20 protein-coding genes are annotated in these 15,192 nt (G+C 60.1%); 18 read left to right on the top strand and 2 right to left on the bottom strand.

Going from position 1 to position 15,192, the window contains the following annotated elements:
* Positions 1 to 26: 26 nt before the first annotated feature.
* From Poly21_RS00785 to Poly21_RS00720, 14 genes are all read left to right on the top strand, one after another.
* Entirely contained in the window at positions 27 to 320 is a 294-nt protein-coding gene (locus Poly21_RS00785; RefSeq protein WP_146405035.1) for a hypothetical protein, read from the top strand.
* Between the two features lie 98 nt (positions 321 to 418).
* Positions 419 to 1,396, top strand: a complete 978-nt coding sequence (locus Poly21_RS00780; protein ID WP_146405033.1) for a hypothetical protein — start codon at positions 419 to 421, stop codon at positions 1,394 to 1,396.
* Positions 1,397 to 1,578: 182 nt separating this feature from the next.
* Positions 1,579 to 1,941 (top strand): hypothetical protein, encoded by a 363-nt coding sequence (locus Poly21_RS00775; protein WP_146405031.1) that lies wholly within the window; start codon positions 1,579 to 1,581, stop codon positions 1,939 to 1,941.
* Positions 1,942 to 2,032: 91 nt separating this feature from the next.
* The gene (locus tag Poly21_RS00770; RefSeq protein WP_146405029.1) at positions 2,033 to 2,509 is read left to right on the top strand and encodes a hypothetical protein; all 477 of its coding nucleotides are present in this window, start codon (positions 2,033 to 2,035) and stop codon (positions 2,507 to 2,509) included.
* A 23-nt stretch (positions 2,510 to 2,532) separates the two neighbouring features.
* Positions 2,533 to 3,807, top strand: a complete 1,275-nt coding sequence (locus Poly21_RS00765; RefSeq protein WP_302117074.1) for a hypothetical protein — start codon at positions 2,533 to 2,535, stop codon at positions 3,805 to 3,807.
* A gap of 48 nt (positions 3,808 to 3,855) precedes the next feature.
* Entirely contained in the window at positions 3,856 to 4,080 is a 225-nt protein-coding gene (locus Poly21_RS00760) for a hypothetical protein (protein ID WP_146405025.1), read from the top strand.
* 998 nt (positions 4,081 to 5,078) lie between these two features.
* Positions 5,079 to 5,531, top strand: coding sequence for a hypothetical protein (locus Poly21_RS00755; RefSeq protein WP_146405024.1), 453 nt, complete (start codon positions 5,079 to 5,081; stop codon positions 5,529 to 5,531).
* Positions 5,528 to 5,797, top strand: a complete 270-nt coding sequence (locus Poly21_RS00750; protein ID WP_146405022.1) for a hypothetical protein — start codon at positions 5,528 to 5,530, stop codon at positions 5,795 to 5,797. The genes Poly21_RS00755 and Poly21_RS00750 overlap by 4 nt, the downstream gene beginning before the upstream one ends.
* 107 nt (positions 5,798 to 5,904) lie before the next feature.
* The gene (locus Poly21_RS00745; RefSeq protein ID WP_146405020.1) at positions 5,905 to 6,384 is read left to right on the top strand and encodes a hypothetical protein; all 480 of its coding nucleotides are present in this window, start codon (positions 5,905 to 5,907) and stop codon (positions 6,382 to 6,384) included.
* Positions 6,384 to 8,039, top strand: coding sequence for a hypothetical protein (locus tag Poly21_RS00740; RefSeq protein ID WP_146405018.1), 1,656 nt, complete (start codon positions 6,384 to 6,386; stop codon positions 8,037 to 8,039). The genes Poly21_RS00745 and Poly21_RS00740 overlap by 1 nt, the downstream gene beginning before the upstream one ends.
* Positions 8,039 to 8,599 carry a hypothetical protein gene (locus tag Poly21_RS00735; RefSeq protein ID WP_146405016.1) on the top strand — a complete coding sequence of 187 codons (561 nt, stop codon included), beginning with the start codon at positions 8,039 to 8,041 and terminating at the stop codon, positions 8,597 to 8,599. The genes Poly21_RS00740 and Poly21_RS00735 overlap by 1 nt, the downstream gene beginning before the upstream one ends.
* Positions 8,600 to 8,783: 184 nt before the next feature.
* Positions 8,784 to 10,976, top strand: a complete 2,193-nt coding sequence (locus Poly21_RS00730) for a terminase gpA endonuclease subunit (protein ID WP_146405014.1) — start codon at positions 8,784 to 8,786, stop codon at positions 10,974 to 10,976.
* 155 nt (positions 10,977 to 11,131) lie between these two features.
* Positions 11,132 to 11,329, top strand: coding sequence for a hypothetical protein (locus Poly21_RS00725; RefSeq protein WP_146405012.1), 198 nt, complete (start codon positions 11,132 to 11,134; stop codon positions 11,327 to 11,329).
* Entirely contained in the window at positions 11,329 to 11,787 is a 459-nt protein-coding gene (locus tag Poly21_RS00720) for a hypothetical protein (RefSeq protein WP_146405010.1), read from the top strand. The genes Poly21_RS00725 and Poly21_RS00720 overlap by 1 nt, the downstream gene beginning before the upstream one ends.
* A gap of 8 nt (positions 11,788 to 11,795) precedes the next feature.
* Here Poly21_RS00720 and Poly21_RS00715 read toward each other — a convergent pair whose 3' ends face one another.
* Positions 11,796 to 11,948, bottom strand: a complete 153-nt coding sequence (locus Poly21_RS00715) for a hypothetical protein (RefSeq protein ID WP_302117073.1) — start codon at positions 11,946 to 11,948, stop codon at positions 11,796 to 11,798.
* A gap of 102 nt (positions 11,949 to 12,050) precedes the next feature.
* Here Poly21_RS00715 and Poly21_RS00710 point away from each other — a divergent pair, with 102 nt between their 5' ends.
* The 4 genes from Poly21_RS00710 to Poly21_RS00695 all read left to right on the top strand — a co-directional run bounded on the left by Poly21_RS00710 (position 12,051) and on the right by Poly21_RS00695 (position 14,561).
* Positions 12,051 to 12,236 carry a hypothetical protein gene (locus Poly21_RS00710; protein WP_146405006.1) on the top strand — a complete coding sequence of 62 codons (186 nt, stop codon included), beginning with the start codon at positions 12,051 to 12,053 and terminating at the stop codon, positions 12,234 to 12,236.
* A gap of 2 nt (positions 12,237 to 12,238) precedes the next feature.
* Positions 12,239 to 12,439 carry a hypothetical protein gene (locus tag Poly21_RS00705; RefSeq protein WP_146405004.1) on the top strand — a complete coding sequence of 67 codons (201 nt, stop codon included), beginning with the start codon at positions 12,239 to 12,241 and terminating at the stop codon, positions 12,437 to 12,439.
* Entirely contained in the window at positions 12,436 to 12,681 is a 246-nt protein-coding gene (locus tag Poly21_RS00700) for a phage portal protein (protein WP_146405003.1), read from the top strand. The genes Poly21_RS00705 and Poly21_RS00700 overlap by 4 nt, the downstream gene beginning before the upstream one ends.
* Positions 12,682 to 13,064: 383 nt before the next feature.
* Positions 13,065 to 14,561, top strand: coding sequence for a phage portal protein (locus Poly21_RS00695; RefSeq protein ID WP_146405001.1), 1,497 nt, complete (start codon positions 13,065 to 13,067; stop codon positions 14,559 to 14,561).
* A 376-nt stretch (positions 14,562 to 14,937) separates the two neighbouring features.
* Here Poly21_RS00695 and Poly21_RS00690 read toward each other — a convergent pair whose 3' ends face one another.
* The gene (locus Poly21_RS00690) at positions 14,938 to 15,189 is read right to left on the bottom strand and encodes a hypothetical protein (RefSeq protein WP_146404999.1); all 252 of its coding nucleotides are present in this window, start codon (positions 15,187 to 15,189) and stop codon (positions 14,938 to 14,940) included.
* Positions 15,190 to 15,192 lie beyond the last annotated feature (3 nt).

Raw genomic sequence — 15,192 nt, 5'->3', positions numbered from 1 at the left:
TTCTGTGATTCGAGAGGAGGTGGAGCGTGAACCTATACGCGGCGTGCCGGGTGGCGGAGGAGATGTGCGATCGGGGGTTGGTGGTGCATTCGATCGGGCGGTTTCTGCCGCCGGAGGAGGTGACGCCGTTTGCGCCGTTTGCGGTGGCGATCACGTGCCCGTTGACGGGGCGGCGGACGGTGATTCGGTCGGCCGAGGAGGCGGGCAATGTGCCGTCGCCGTCGGAGGCGGCGATCGCGGCGAGGGCGGTCACGCCCGTGGATCGTACGCCGCCGGTGCCAGTCGAAGCACCGGAGGAGTTTACGGGATTGTTGTTTTGACCAGGAAAGACACGAAAGGGCGTGAGGGTTTGCTTTCGTGTGGTTCGTGTCTTTCGTGGTGCGTAACTCACTGAGTTTTTTCTTTTTTCGGAGGTGTGATGATGGATGCGAGTTTGATTGATGCGGTGACTCAGACGCCGGAGATCCCGGCCTGTTACGACGGGCCGGCGGAACGGGCGGCGGAAACGCCAGTGGAGAAGGGGCGACGGGTGGAGATCTACCTGCCGCCGGAGGCGATGCTGCATACGTTTACGGATGAAAGCACGGATCGGTACTCGCTGGCGTGCGTCCAGTTGGACCGAGAAAAAGGACGGTTGGTGGCCACCAACGGTCGCATCGCGGTGACGTGCCGGTTGCCGGGGTTAGAGGACATTCCGATTGGGTTGCCGCGGGTGCTGTTGCTGGCGAAGGGTTTCGGTCGGGCGGAAATTCTGTGGAAGAAGAGCGGCGGGAAATTGTTTCTGATCTGCGAGCGATTGGGCGAGAGTCCGGCGACGTGGTCGATCGAATGCCGGTTCTCGAGGGATTCGAGGAACGTGATGTGGTCACTGCCACTGGAGACGATGGGTGGCATGTACCCAAACATCGATGCGGCTATCAATGAGACCTCTGGGAATTCGCAACGCATCTTGCTGTGTCCGCAATTTTTAAATGCTATCGCCGACCACGCATGCTCGTTCTCGGAATGCAATTCGATAGCGGTCAATATTAACCCCACTGACCTCGCGAAGCCGATCCGGGTTGCGCCGACCAGGGACGAGGACAGCGATGCGGAGTGCATATATGTGCTGATGCCGATGGTTGAAGATTTGCCGGCCATTGCACCGAAACCAGTCGCTCAGGATGCACCGGAGAAGGCGGATAGCCCACCGGTGGAGGCGGCGACGCATCGGTTGTGGTTTCGTTGGGAAGGCAAGTACGAGATCGAGCTGACGGGATCGTTCGCGGAGGTGATGGCGTGCGTGAGTGAGTGCCAGGACGTGCAGCGTGACTGGGTCATCACGGACCTGGGAGCCGTCTTCGTTTGTAGCGGCAAGGTTCCGAAGCGGTTCGCGGCCCAGGCGTGCTCGCTGTAGTTGATCGCCGGTGAGGGTTCGCGGCGGGAGTCATTACCCCGCTGTCGTGGTTTCGATGCTGCGGCCGGTGTTGATTTTGTTTGACCACGAAACACACGAAGGACACGAAATCCAATGCTGATTTCGTTTCGTGTGGTTCGTGTCTTTCGTGGCCCTTTGCACCCTGTCATGGAGATTCGCTGATGAGTGCGATCGCTACCCAGCCTTCCCCGGCGGCCGCTGCGGCGGTGGTCGAGCGGACGTTGTTTGGCGTGATCCTCTTGGATTCGACCTACCACCGGCGGTGGTTTTGGTTGGGTTATCGACGGGCGGAGCCGGGTGCGACGTGCGCGGCGGTGAATGCGATGTTGGTGTATGGCCTGCCGGCGGTGCCGGCGGATGTGACGGACGTTTTTCCTCTGGTGGGGCCGTTGGCTCCGGCGGGGTTCGACGTCCATGACGCGGCGGCGTGGGCGCTCGAGTGTGAGCGCCGGGGCATGTTCGCACTGAATGATTCTGACGCTGATGGTTTTCCGATTTATACCGAGTCGCACGATGCAGACTGATCACGATCTCGATCGCATGGCGCCAGTATGCGTCTCGGTTGCAAGCTCACCGGGTGTTCTCTTTCTCAATTCTCTATGCGAGGAATAAGTGATGGGCAATTCCAAAGATCCTCACAAAAAGATAATCGATCGGTTCAACGAGCCTCTCGCGATTGCTATCGACCCTTGGAGGCGGGCAGATGGCGTTCGGCTGATGGCCTCGCCCAGCGGCTATGGGGTCAGAGAAGACCTGGAGGGGCGTCTGATTCCGATCAGTAAGGACGATTTTGTGATCGGTCGCGATGATCGCCGGGCAGCGACATTCATTCGGCAAGAACTAAAAAAACAGAGCGAGCTATTGGCCAGGCGGATGATGGTCGATCGGCGGGCGGTCGTAGGCAAGCACAAGGTACTGCAAACCGAACGAGCGAGCAAAAGACTCTGCCGGATCCAGGTTAGCAGCGAGGGCCATACTGTGTTGCCAGATCCGTTCATCTGCTACGAGACGCCGGCTGGCCGCATTGTGTTTCGGCGACTGCTCGGAGTCGCGGCGGGGCCTGCTATCGAAGGCAACGAGGACGCGCAGTAGTGAACCAAGCCAAGAGGGAATCCGTGAGACCACCGGCGAGCGAGATGCGTTTGCCTCTCGGCGAGAGTCGGCCGTTGTTCGATTTCGCGGGCTTGCCCGAGGCGGAGTCATTGGCGGCCGGGGCGGCGGCGGATGCGGCGATTGAGTTCCGGCATCGAATCCGGATCGTGGAGGAGGCGTGCGCGGCGATTGGGATCGGGAGGGATTCGGTCGGAGGCCGGTTGCTGCGAATGATCGCCAAGGTGGTGGCGTTCGGAGCGATGCGGCGGACGGTCCGGGAGTTTGCCGAGGACGAGGACGTGCAGTGCTCGAGCGTGCAGATGGCTCACGAAATCGAGAACTTGGTCCGGGATGGTCTGCTGATCCATACGGCCGAGCCGGGGCCGCAGGTGCGGCGTCGGGGCCGGCCGCCGTTGATCCATACGCTGCGAGTGAATTGGCGGGAGTGTCACCGCGTGGCTCGCGTGGCGGCGGAGTACGAGGCTCGCCAGCGGGAGGCGGCACGGTGCCCGATCTCGTGGGTGGACTCGATGCCGAGCCCAGTGGCTTCAGGGCCGGTTTTGGAGCCTCAAAATATGACATTATCTGCCGATCGGGGGGTGGGTTCTGATTTATTAAGATACGAGCAAGATGCGAGCAAGACACCGGCTAGATGCGAGCAAGAGCCGGACAAGACACCGGCTAGATGTGAGCAAGATTTGGGGCACTATACTGTTCTTCCTCCATCCTCCCAAAACCCCAATAACCCAGATCCCCCTTCCACCACGCCGGCGGCGAAATCCGGAGGTGAAGCCGGGGAGGACCAAAGATTTGACCGCCGTCGGGGGGGTGTGGCTCATGCGGCGACTCGGATCACGACCCGAGAGGCGACGGTGGCGACGGTGCTCGAGATCGTGCGGGCGATGAGGTGCCGGCCGGTGGGCGACGTTCAGACGCTGTGGCGGGTCGCGGCGGCTCACGATGCGGGATTGCTCTCGCAGCACGATGTGGCGAGTGCGTGCCGGGGTGTGGCGTCGGCGACGGGCCCGATCGACGATCCGGTGGGATACTTCCGCTCGACATTGCAACGATCACTGGGGCTCGACGAGGGCGAAATGTGCTCTCTGCTCTCGCGTGTGACGATGCGTGGGCGATACCCGAGTGATTTACCGCAGGAGCCGCCGCGAGCGTCCACGGGGCATCCGGGGGCCTGTGGTGGGATTGCTATTAAACGGCCTCCGGCGGCGGGGCCGGGGGTGAATGAACGGACGACGGAAGAGGCTCGGCAGCGGGCGATGGCGATGCTGCGGGCGATTTGACGGTTTGGAAATTTGTAACCACGAAATGCACGAAGGACACGAAAAACAATGTCGAACCTGCTTCACATAATCGGGACGCTGAGGCGTCCCCGTCGATCGCGACCTCCACTCGGTCTGCGGCCGCTACCGGTCTGGCTGGATGATCGCCGCGAGGAGATCACGGCGGCGATGGCCCGGTACCGCCAAGCCGGGGAGCCGATTCCACCGGCATGGTCGGCTGAATTGGCGGCCCAGGAACAGGCCTGGGCGGTGTGGCGAAAGCGGGGCCTGTGACCGTGAACGCACCGAAATCAAAGATTTGTGGCCGTATGGATAACTATTTAGTCGAATATTCCAGGATACCCCTGTATTAATCACAATATTCAGCGTGATTTAAATTACCGACTGGGGTGTTTGCAAGTCCTTTCAAGGTAACGACTTGCGAATACAGACCGCACCGTAGGGCGAAACGAAAATATAAAATGTGCTTTCCGTAAGTATTAACACAGTAGGTACTTACATGACTTCAAAAGTTTTGATTGACGCGATCTCGGAAAGCCTTAATATAACCTCGTCGAAATTAAGGCATGTCGCTGGCTACTCACCGCATGCACCACAGTCTTAAGATCGGTCGAGTTCGTGCCGGCATTGGAGCACCGGGAGGCGAATCAGCGTCGGGTGCGTTGTACCTGAGTTGCAAGCCCGCTCCCCAGGGAAGGAGGTGAAGATGACAGGACCGGCAGAGATACTATTAGTATCCGTGGTGCTAATCACACTATTTCTGAAACCGCGAGGCTAGGAAAGCTGACGGCCAATCGGTGATCAACCGTCAGTGTTACGTTCGATAACAAAAACCTCCAGGTCGTGACAGCGGCCTGGGCTACGCAGTCCAGAGAGGGGCGAAAACCTCTCTCTGGAACTGTTTTGCTCTGGTTTTTAAGGAAACACGGTGACCCAAACTTGGGAGACTGCGTTTCGAGCGGTGTGGCAGGAGTTAACTTTACGTAATTGGCTTTTCGCGTCAACAAGGATTTTGATTTTTTCGATGAATTGTGTTTGCCAGGTCTGCCGCACATGATGGCGATCAGAGAGGCCATGAGAAAGAGATTCGGTCTCACACCACCGGTAGGAGACGGTCGCCCTCCGGTCTGCGCAAAAATAACCGGGGCTAGCGCCCAGGCGGCTGATTGGGGACTACTTTCTACGGCGGCGAAACTCCCGTGTTTTGGGTGGTATCTTGGTGTCGGTACGCTTCTATGCAATTCGCACCCACCACGTAGGGACACGTGCTCTTGCCTGCTTCGCTCTGGCCTCCGCTGCCGACGGCTGACGGACTCGCTACGCCTGCGATCATTCGCGGCGTGATCCAACCGACGCGGTTGATCGTGGACATGGAACCGGGTCGAGTGGGGTGCGAAATCACCCTGCACCTGCTCGGGTTCGATCCGAATAAAACCGCCTCCGAACCGGCGCCGACGCGGCCGGGGTTTCGGCCTCGCCATCGACTGACCGCGGCGGCTCGGGCGGCGTGTGATCAGATCGCGGCGTGGATCGCGGACCATCCGGACCGGCCTGGCCATCGGCATCGTGTGTACTTGCCTCGGCCGGCGTTCGTTCATGGTTGGACGCGCACGCTGCAACCCGCCAGCGCTCACGCTGGATTGATCTATCTCGCCGGTGACGATCGATCGCTGAACCAACGTATCGCCGACGCCGGACTCTGGCCCCTCGAGGTATCGCTATGATCGCCATCGCCCCCGCTCCCGCCGTTTCACCCTCGATCGACGCGGACACGTTCCGCAGTTTGCCCAAGGCGGTGGCGTCGCCGGATGACGCGCCGGAGTGCCCGAGCTGCGGCCGACGGATGCGGGCGATCACGACGTGCCAGCTGTTCACGCGGTACTACCCGGTGCATTGCCACTGCACCGGAGTGAACGGGATCAAACGGCGTCGACGGATCGATTGGTCGCGGGTGGATTGGGTGACGCGAGTGCGGCTGGGCGTCGGCTGACCACGAAATACACGAAGGACACGAAAGCGAGCGATGGGTTTATGTCGTGTCGTGGGTGTCTTTCTTGGCACAATTCTGAACCCTGAACCCCCTGATCCATCAAAAACATGCGTCCAATCCTGCTCGCCCTCGCCCTGTTGTTCCTCCCCGCGTCGCTCGGTTGTGATTCAAAACCCGACCCACGAATCACTGACATGGATGAGGCCTCGGAAGAAGCTGTGTTCTTGCGCGGTTTTCGTGACGGAAAAGCCGGCTACCACAGCAGATACGAGACTGTGCCTAGCGAGTATTGGGAAAGCTATGTGGCGGGACGTCTGGCGGCTAACGAGCAGGACATCGCTTGGCAGACTGACAGCGACACCGCGTGGCACTGGGGCGAGGCCGTCGAGGTGATTCGCGGATTCTACGCCGGCCAGGCGGGCTACGTGATCGGCTATAGCGATGGAATGTACATCGTCGACCTTGCCAACTACGTGCACACGCCCAAAAAAGATGGCTGGCCGAACTACGCCCAACACAAAGCCCCGACCCTCTGCGGCGTGATGGCCGATGAGCTCAAAGCGTACGTGCAAGAGGGTGCGGAATAATGACAATCATTTACGCGGACCTCGACATCGGCAACGACGCCAACGACGGTCTATCACGCGAATCACCGAAGCGAACAGCGTCAGCCGCCTACGCGCTGGCGACCGACGGGGGTGGCGTTTGCCTGACCACACCAAACGGCCACTACGCCGAAGACAATAACGCTGGGCACCTGTACTTCAACAAGGCGGGTCTTACGGCAGGAATCTTTATATTCAGTGATGACCCGGAGCGACCGGCGTCTCTGTCCGGCATCGATTCTGTGTTCTCGGTAAGAATTGGTTCCACTGGACATGTCTTCTGTGATGTCAATTTTCGATCATGCAAAAGCTGTGTTTATGGCCCAGTAGCATGCGTGGACGGAACGGCTACTAATCTGACGTTCAACAGGTGCAAGGCAATCAACAGCCATCCCAGCGCTACGTTTTGCTCCGTTCTAAACGCGGTGACTGGGACCCTTATGCTTAATGAATTTTCGATAGTCAATCAATCAAAGGCAGCGAACGGCCTTTGGGTCGACAAAGCGGCAGTCAAGATCTTCGGCTCGAAGGTAAAACAAAACCCTCTGGCAGGCGGAAATGCTTTGCTGGTTGGCGACCAATGTCCTTCTCTGGAGGTAATCGACAGCGAGATCACCGGCGGTGTTGGCGTCTTCACAAACAGATTGAATATTCCCGAGGCGACCTATCGATTTATTGATTCCAAGGTGCAGGGCGCTATAGCTGCGGGCAGGTTTAACGGTGCGTATGACGGCAACTACCTGCGAGTCGTCACACGAGGTTGCCGCAGCATCGGCACAGGGAATGCCACGGGTTGGCTCTTGGCGGGACCGAATTGCGAGATAGACGAGGACGGGTCTATCTTCCATGCGGGAAATGTGGCGCTCGGAATGCCGGCCGATGGCGACATCCCCAACGCACGAGGCCAGGCATCCAACTTTATCGCCTACGTCTACGATCCGGCGACGGGTCACGGTCTACTGTGCGGAGATGGCTCAGTCAACTCAGAAATCACAAACGGCCGAGTGATTTCCCGGCGGTCACGATATGGGCTGGTCCTAAAGGGTACCGGCAAGGGCCGGGATATGTACGTCGAAGGTGGGACCACTGCTACAGCTCTGTTCAAGAACACCAAGGGGTGGAACTTGGAACTCAGCGAGCTTGTAGGCAATGATAATGGCCCTATGATTATCATGGGGCAGCCCACCTACAAAGCGGAGGATAACTCGATCACAGATTGCCTCCTCCGTTGTCTAAATGGCACCGTCTTCTATGCCTCGTCGGATCCAGACATTCAGGAAAACAACACTGTAGACCGGAATGTGTATGACGTTGCTGCAAACGCATCATGGGGCACAGTTGAGAGCACGGTATGTAGCGACCTAGCTGACGCACAAGCGGCGTGGTCTGGCGACAACGACGCAGCAAGCATCGTCGGCGCGTCCAAAGAGGACCAAGTCAAGGCGCCTCTCAGCGAAGTCAAAGCCAAGACAGCCGTCATCCCGGCAAACCCGGCAGCGGTCGGCGATGAGATGGTGGCAACCAAGGCCAGCGTCCGTGCTGGGATTGCTGGACGATGGAAGAATATGGGCACCGGGCCTGACTTCGACGACATCGGCGTCGAGGATACCCCCGAAGCCGAGGATACCCCGGAATAATGGGTGCTTTTCAAAACGTGTTTGGTAGCGGCGGTGGGTCTGGATTCACCGCTGCCGAAGTTGCGCAGATCCGCTATCGCCTGGGGATCGATGGCGACCGGACCGCGCCGACGGAGTCGGAGGCGGGGTTGTCGGTGTTGCTGCGCAGCCCTGTGGTGCGCCGGAGTGAGTCGCCGACGGTGGATGATGCGGGCCTGATCACGATCACGCAGCGGGATGATTACAACGACGAGAGCGATTCGTACCCGATCGATGCGGGGCGGATCGATACGGTCGAGCCGTTGCTCCGCCCGGTGGATCCGCCGGTGCTGTCGTTTGTGGCCAAGCAGAAGATCGGCAAGGGGTTCGGCAAGGTCACGATCACGGGCACGGCCTACGCGGTGGCGGTGGCGGGGGAGGCGACGCAGTTTGATCTGCTGGCGAACCTGACGGCGGCGGCGCTCGATGTGCCGAGCGGCTGCTATGCGTGGCAGATCAAGGCGATCTATCCGGCCGGTGATCGCGTGACGTTGCTGGGCGGTGATTTGCAAGTGAATGAATCGACGGATCTGTCGGTTTGATTTCAACCACGAAACGCACGAACGACACGAAAGCGAATGCTGGTTTTCTTTCGTGTCGTTCGTGTGTTTCGTGGTGAAAACCGGGGCTAGCGCCCATCGGCTGATTTTTTCTTGAGCCTCTCTGGCTCGCATCGCATGAGCGCCACTCTGGCGTCGCGATTCCTCCCACGATGAAACCAACCCCATGGCTAGCGAAAGCTACGACCGGCGGAAGAATCGCGCTGCTGCGCGCGACCGCGAAGAGTCCGCCGCAGGCAAAGACATCGGTGGCATCCCGCCGACGGAGAAACCGTCACGCCGCGATGGCTGTGAACGGGACCTGCTCAAATACCTGCTGACGTATCACCGTGAGTCGTTCGGGTTCGACTTCTCCGCCGATCACCTCGATTTTATCGCCGAGATCGAGCGGGCGATTCTGCACGGCGGAGCCAAGGCGCAGGCCATGCCGCGAGGGTCGGGCAAGACCACGATCATCCTGCTCGCATTGTGCTGGGCGATCGCTTACGGGCATCGCCGGTTCGTCGTCCTGATCGGATCCGAAAAGGAGTCCGCCACCGAGCTGGCCGACGATTTTCGTACGATCTGGGAAACCAACGATCGGCTGCTCGCCGATTTCCCTGAGATCGCGTACCCAGTGCGGGAACTCGAGGGCGTGGTCCAGCGGGCGAAAACGCAAACGTCTGCGGGCCAGCAAACTCACCTGCGATGGTCGGGCACGAAGTTGGTCACGCCGCACGTGCAGCGATCCGACGGGACGTGGACTCGGCAATGCTGCGTGCGTGCCGTGGGTCTGCTCGGGCGTATCCGGGGGATGAAATACACGACGGCCGCCGGCGAGGTGCTGCGGCCTGACGTGGTGCTCGTCGAGGATTTTCAAACGGACGAATCGGCGGCGAGCGAGGTCCAGTGTGCGAAGCGTGAACGCAAGATCGCCGCCGGCATCCTGGGGCTGGCCGGCCCCGGCAAAACGATGGCCGCGTTCTGCACCTGCACCGTGATCCGATGGGGCGATGCGGCCGACCGGATTCTGAACCGGACAATCTATCCGCGATGGAAGGGGCGGCGGTGCAAACTCGTCAACAAGTGGCCGACGGATTACGCGTCCGGCGGCGGGTTGTGGGCGAAATACACGGAGATCCGCGACGCGGAGATCGCGGCGGAGAATGAACAGCATCCGAAGGCGACGGCGTTCTATCGCAAGAATCAAAAGGCGATGGATGCCGGGGCCGATGTGCCTTGGGCGGCGCGCAAATACCCGCATGAACACTCGGCCGTCGAGCACGCGGTAAACCTGCGGCATGACAACCCGGATTCATTCGACGCCGAGTACCAGAACGAACCCAAGGACGATGCGGCGGAGGCGACCGCGTTTCGCGTGTTGACGTCGGACGAGTACTGCACGCTCGCCGGCGGCATCAAACGGGGCACGGTGCCGGAGTGGGCGACGACGGTCACGGTGGGGATCGACGTGCAGAAGGACGTGCTGTTCTGGGTGGTGGTCGCGGTCGGTGAAGGGTTCGCGGGGTCGGTGATCGATTACGGAGCGTTTCCGAAACAGCCGGACGGGTATTTCTCTCGGGCCGACGTGTCGGTGACTTTGGAAAAGGCCACGGGGCTCGAGGGCAAGGCGGCGATTGTCGAGGGGCTGACCCGGTTGTGCGATGATTTGTTTGCACGTCGATACCCCGGAGACGCGGGCGGGTCGTTTCGGATCGAGCGGGGCCTGGTGGACTCGGGCGCATGGACCGCCGCCATTTACCGCTGGGCTCGCGAGACGCCGCACCCGGTGCTGCCGTGCATGGGGTTTGGCGTGGGGGCGACGAAAAAGCCGTGGGCGGATACGAAGACGCGACGCGGTGAGCGGGTGGGGTACGGGTGGCGGATGCCGCCGGTAACGAAGACAACGGCGGCGCGGCGGGTGGACATTGACACGAACACGTGGAAGAGCGACCTGTTGCGGCGGTTCACGATTTCGCCGGGGCTGGCGGGGCGATGGACGTTGTTCCAACGGACGGCGACGGCGCACCGGATGTGGGCGGACCACATGGCGGCGGAGTACCCGACGGAGGTGTCGGCGAGTGGGCGGACGGTGTTTGAGTGGAAGTGCCGAACCGGCAAGGAAAACGATTTTCTGGACGCGACGATTTACGCGGCCGTGGCCGCTAACCTGGCGGGTGTGGAGCATCCGGAGGCGGCCCCAGCGAAGCGACGGCGGAAGGCGTTGCCGAAGAGCGCGGCGGCGACGGGGTCACGACGGCGATCGGTGCGGAATGACACGCGGGAGACGGATCTGGATGCGAATGATCGTCGGGAGAAACCGGCGAAGTCGGCGAAGCTGAGTATCTCGGAGATGCGGGCGGCGAAGCGGCGGGGGTGAAGGATGGAACCACGAAAGACACGAAGGACACGAAAGGTAGTGATGGTTTTGTTTCGTGTCGTTGGTGTGTTTCGTGATTGGATCGCCCGCCCCGGATCGAGTCCGTAGAAAGCGCATCGGATGGTTTTCGGGGGTGGTGTGCTAAATTCGCACGCATGAGCAACAATTCAACATCGAACGATTCACCTGATCCCTCGAGGCCTAAAAATGTGACCATCGATAACCAGAGCGTGTCGCAACACGATCTGAAAAGCCAACTCGATGCCGCCGATCGAGCCGACGCGGCGAAGGCCCTCCGCCGTAAAGGCCTGGGCATCATGCGACGACGAATGACTCCAGGGGATGCGGTTTGATGTTTGTATACGGTTTTCTTCTGGCGGGAATAATCTTCTGCCTCGGTGGTCTCACGGGTGATCGCGTCGCCGCAAGGTATACGCGAAAGCGGACCGTCGCCCTGATGGCGAAAACCGATGCAATCGCACGCCTGCAAAAACAGAAGGAGGTACTGCATTCGATAAATCTCCTGCGGATTCGCAATGAGCACGCTAAGGAGATCGAGGCGATAGGCTCGGAGATCGCGGGCCTGCAGGCTCAGTTAGATTTCTGCCGCGAAGATGCCGCGCAGCTGGTCGAGCAACGCAACGAAATTCACGAGCGATACGCCAAGCTGCTCACGCGTGCGATCAGTATTCGCAAAACGCTTGGCGATCTCAACGGCGAGATGCCGACCCGCCGTGACCTGAAACACAGCTACCGGACCATGCTCGATCGAGTCGGTGCAGTTTACGAATCCCTCGAGGATGTGAGCTGATGACGATGCTATTCGCCATTCTCGCCGTGATCGTTTTCTTGGCGATCGTAGCGGCGATGTTCGCGATAACAAATCTGCGTGCAGCCAACTCGCGTCTGGCGGAGAAACTCCGCGCTGAGCAACACCGTGCAGAATCCCTGTTCCGTCAAATTAGAACTCATCGTGCCCACGAAGCGGAACTTGAAAGAACCATCCAAGGAATGAAGAGACCCCATGAGTTCTCCTGAAAAGCAAATCCAAGTCGGCCTGGTTTACTGGGAACGATGAGCGACGGTCGACAATGCGATCCGCTGAGCTACTGCTTTGTGTTTCAGCTCTACCTGATCATGCTCAAACTCTGCGGCGTCCTCACGCTCACGTGGGCCGGAACGCTCGCGTTTACCTGGGTGCCGTTGGCGATCGCCATCGTGATCAACATTGTTTCCTCCACCTTTCATCGAATCTGGTAGCCATGGCCAACCCTGAAACCACTCACTCCGGCGGCATGGGGTTCTGTTCTGTGCTCCTGCTGATCTTCATCACGCTGAAACTCTGCGGCGTGATTGCGTGGTCCTGGCTGTGGGTGCTGATCCCACTGTGGGGACCGCTTGCTCTGGCGATTGCGCTGTTTGCAATCGCTGGGATCTGCCTTGGGATTGCACGCGTTAAATGATGCCGCAACGTCAGCCCAAAGTGATCGCCAACGCCGGCGACATCGTCACTCTCAGTGGCGAAGTCGTTGTCGTTCCAAAAGGTTGGAAAGTTTACCAGCTGCCCATGCCGAAACCGCCCGCTCAATATGGTGACTTTCGCGACGAGATCGTGAAGGAAATCAACCGATCGATGGGCGTTCCTGCATCGCTACACCCCTTACTCGCACCCGCAGATAGCGATCCTCCACCATGGGAGCACTGATGGACAGAGTTAATGCATTTGCATGTGCGGCACTGGTGCTAGTTGCATCCGTCACGCCAACACTGGTTGCGAGCCGAGCAAATAAACGCACCGACCAAAACACCGAAGCCATTCACCGTTTACAGGGTGAACTGAATCAACATTACGTAAAGATTCGAGCACTAGAAACACGGTTATTCGGTCGGAACACGAAATGAAACCGGTACTGCCTTTCGTGTAGTTCGTGTTTTTCGTGGTTGAAACAATTTACATGCTTCTGGCCATTCTGGCCCACTGCCGAGACAACCGGGGCTAGCGCCCAACCGGCTGATTTCTTCTGAAGGGATAGCCGGGGCTAGTGCCCGAATGGCTGTTTTCTTCTCTCCTCCGCTGGACTCTCCCGCGTGCTGTTGGACCAATACGGAAAGCCGATGCCGACACCGGCGCAGCGAATGGTTTCGCAGCGTCGACAGCGGCGTCGTGCCGAAATCGCGGCGGCCTACGACGCGGCGCAGACGACGAGCGAGAACGCACAGCACTGGCGGTGGGCTGATTCGCTGTCGGCCGCTGAGGCCAATTCGTCTGAGATCCGCCGTACGATCCGTGAGCGTGCTCGGTACGAAGTCGCCAATAACTCCTATGCCTCGGGCATCGTCGATACGCTCTCCAACACGACCATCGGTACCGGGCCGCGGCTGCAGATGCTGACGTTGTCGGCGGAGATCAATGCGGCGATTGAAATTCGGTGGAAACAGTGGTGCGACCAAGTCCGTCTGGCGGAAAAGCTCCGCACCGCTCACCGGGCACGGACGGTGGACGGTGAATCGTTCATTCAGTTCACAACCAACCCACGGGCCGCGCGAGCGACCACGCCCGTGTCCCTGGACCTGCAGGTGCTCGAGTGCGATCAGTTCGAGGATGTGAACCAATCGCAAACGCCGGAGCACACCGCCGGGATTCATTTCGACGCTTACCGCAACCCCGTCCGCTACGACATGCTCCGCTATCACCCCGGCGACGCGTTCGCGGGGTGGCAACAAGCCGAGCCGGTCGACGCCGATGACCTGATTCACATGTTCCGGTGCGATCGCCCAGGGCAGATCCGGGGCATTTCCGCTCTCACGCCCGCCCTGCCGCTGTTTGCCAAGCTCCGGCGGTTCACGCTCGCCGTTCTGATCGGGGCCGAAGTCGCCGCCGATCACGCTGCGGTGCTCGAGACGCAGGGGCCGCCCATGGACGACGAGTACGGGTTCGATGGTGATGACCTCGACCCGTACGACGCCGCCCCGATCGATCGCGGCATGATGACCGTGTTGCCTCGCGGATGGAAGCTGAACCAGCTGAAGCCGGAGCAGCCGACGACCAATTTCGAAATGTTCCGCAACGCGATCCTGAACGAAATCGCTCGCTGCCTGGGGATGCCGTTCAACGTCGCCGCCGGCACGTCGAAGGGGATGAATTACTCCTCGGGCCAACTCGATCATGGATTCTTCGACGACACCACTCGCGTCGATCGATCGACATGGACGACGAATTGCCTCGAGAGGATCTTCGCCTCATGGCTCGACGAAGCCCTATTGATCCCCGGCTACCTGCCCGACCTCGAGGGCCACAACAAATACGGCCTGCCCCATCGTTTTTACTGGGACGGCCGCACGCATGGCGATCCGGCCAAACAAGCCAAGGCGACCGACACGCTGAGCAAACTCGGCCTGCTGACCGACGAGGCCTACCTGATCCGCGAGGGTATCGACCCGGAAGAGCATCACCAACAGATGCTCCGCCAGGCCCGCCGCCGCCGTGAGATCGCTGAGATTGCGGGACCGCCGCCGGTGAAGCCGGATCCAGCGACACCGGGTGCGGATGCAACGAAAGCCTCACCCAAACCGGTCGCGGCGTGATGGATTCCGAGGTGCTCCTGAGACTTTACACGATCCTGATCATCATCGTCCTGTTCGCGAGGGACTGATGGAACTTTTTAGCCTCCTCGTTGTGATGGCATTGTCGCTGCCGGACGTCCTGCCGCTGCTGATGACCATCGTCTATCGCATTCGGTGCCGTTAAATGGGAAGCAACATTCCTCCTCTGACCCCGGCGCCTCACGTTCCCGACGGCTGTGACTACTGCGGAACCCCTGCCACGGCGAGCCGATGCCAGAACTGCGGCGCACCGACCAACTATCGCCCCCGTCCCACCTCTCCGCCCCCGCCCAAGGTCAACAAACCATGGGGGATTCCACAAGCCAACCCGACCAGCGTTCTCGCATAGAGCCAACAGCTAGCCGTTAGCAGCTAGCAGTTTTACTCCCACACGCACACGTCGATCGACGCGAGCAGGCCGAAAGCGAAACGCTTGGCTGCGGCGAATTCGATCGGCGTGTGCAGTTTCTTCCAACGTCGCGACGTGACAACCGGGGCTAACGCCCCACCGGATCACGGCGCGTCGCTCACCCGAGGTGCCCGCTTGCCCAAGCCTGCCCGCCGACGCGCCCGCAAACGCCGACGCGTCCCGCCGATTCGCACCGGTCACGTT

It is taken from the genome of Allorhodopirellula heiligendammensis (assembly GCF_007860105.1).
Taxonomy (GTDB): domain Bacteria; phylum Planctomycetota; class Planctomycetia; order Pirellulales; family Pirellulaceae; genus Rhodopirellula; species Rhodopirellula heiligendammensis.
This window is presented reverse-complemented; position numbering and strand designations above follow the sequence as displayed.

Coding starts and splice junctions, on each gene's coding strand:
- Poly21_RS00735 (WP_146405016.1), top strand. CDS start 8,039: ATGGGTGCTTTTCAAAACGTGTTTGGTAGCGGCGGTGGGTCTGGATTC.
- Poly21_RS00710 (WP_146405006.1), top strand. CDS start 12,051: ATGAGCGACGGTCGACAATGCGATCCGCTGAGCTACTGCTTTGTGTTT.
- Poly21_RS00770 (WP_146405029.1), top strand. CDS start 2,033: ATGGGCAATTCCAAAGATCCTCACAAAAAGATAATCGATCGGTTCAAC.
- Poly21_RS00780 (WP_146405033.1), top strand. CDS start 419: ATGATGGATGCGAGTTTGATTGATGCGGTGACTCAGACGCCGGAGATC.
- Poly21_RS00730 (WP_146405014.1), top strand. CDS start 8,784: ATGGCTAGCGAAAGCTACGACCGGCGGAAGAATCGCGCTGCTGCGCGC.
- Poly21_RS00705 (WP_146405004.1), top strand. CDS start 12,239: ATGGCCAACCCTGAAACCACTCACTCCGGCGGCATGGGGTTCTGTTCT.
- Poly21_RS00700 (WP_146405003.1), top strand. CDS start 12,436: ATGATGCCGCAACGTCAGCCCAAAGTGATCGCCAACGCCGGCGACATC.
- Poly21_RS00720 (WP_146405010.1), top strand. CDS start 11,329: ATGTTTGTATACGGTTTTCTTCTGGCGGGAATAATCTTCTGCCTCGGT.
- Poly21_RS00740 (WP_146405018.1), top strand. CDS start 6,384: ATGACAATCATTTACGCGGACCTCGACATCGGCAACGACGCCAACGAC.
- Poly21_RS00745 (WP_146405020.1), top strand. CDS start 5,905: ATGCGTCCAATCCTGCTCGCCCTCGCCCTGTTGTTCCTCCCCGCGTCG.
- Poly21_RS00750 (WP_146405022.1), top strand. CDS start 5,528: ATGATCGCCATCGCCCCCGCTCCCGCCGTTTCACCCTCGATCGACGCG.
- Poly21_RS00715 (WP_302117073.1), bottom strand. CDS start 11,948: ATGAGTTCTAATTTGACGGAACAGGGATTCTGCACGGTGTTGCTCAGC.
- Poly21_RS00760 (WP_146405025.1), top strand. CDS start 3,856: ATGTCGAACCTGCTTCACATAATCGGGACGCTGAGGCGTCCCCGTCGA.
- Poly21_RS00775 (WP_146405031.1), top strand. CDS start 1,579: ATGAGTGCGATCGCTACCCAGCCTTCCCCGGCGGCCGCTGCGGCGGTG.
- Poly21_RS00725 (WP_146405012.1), top strand. CDS start 11,132: ATGAGCAACAATTCAACATCGAACGATTCACCTGATCCCTCGAGGCCT.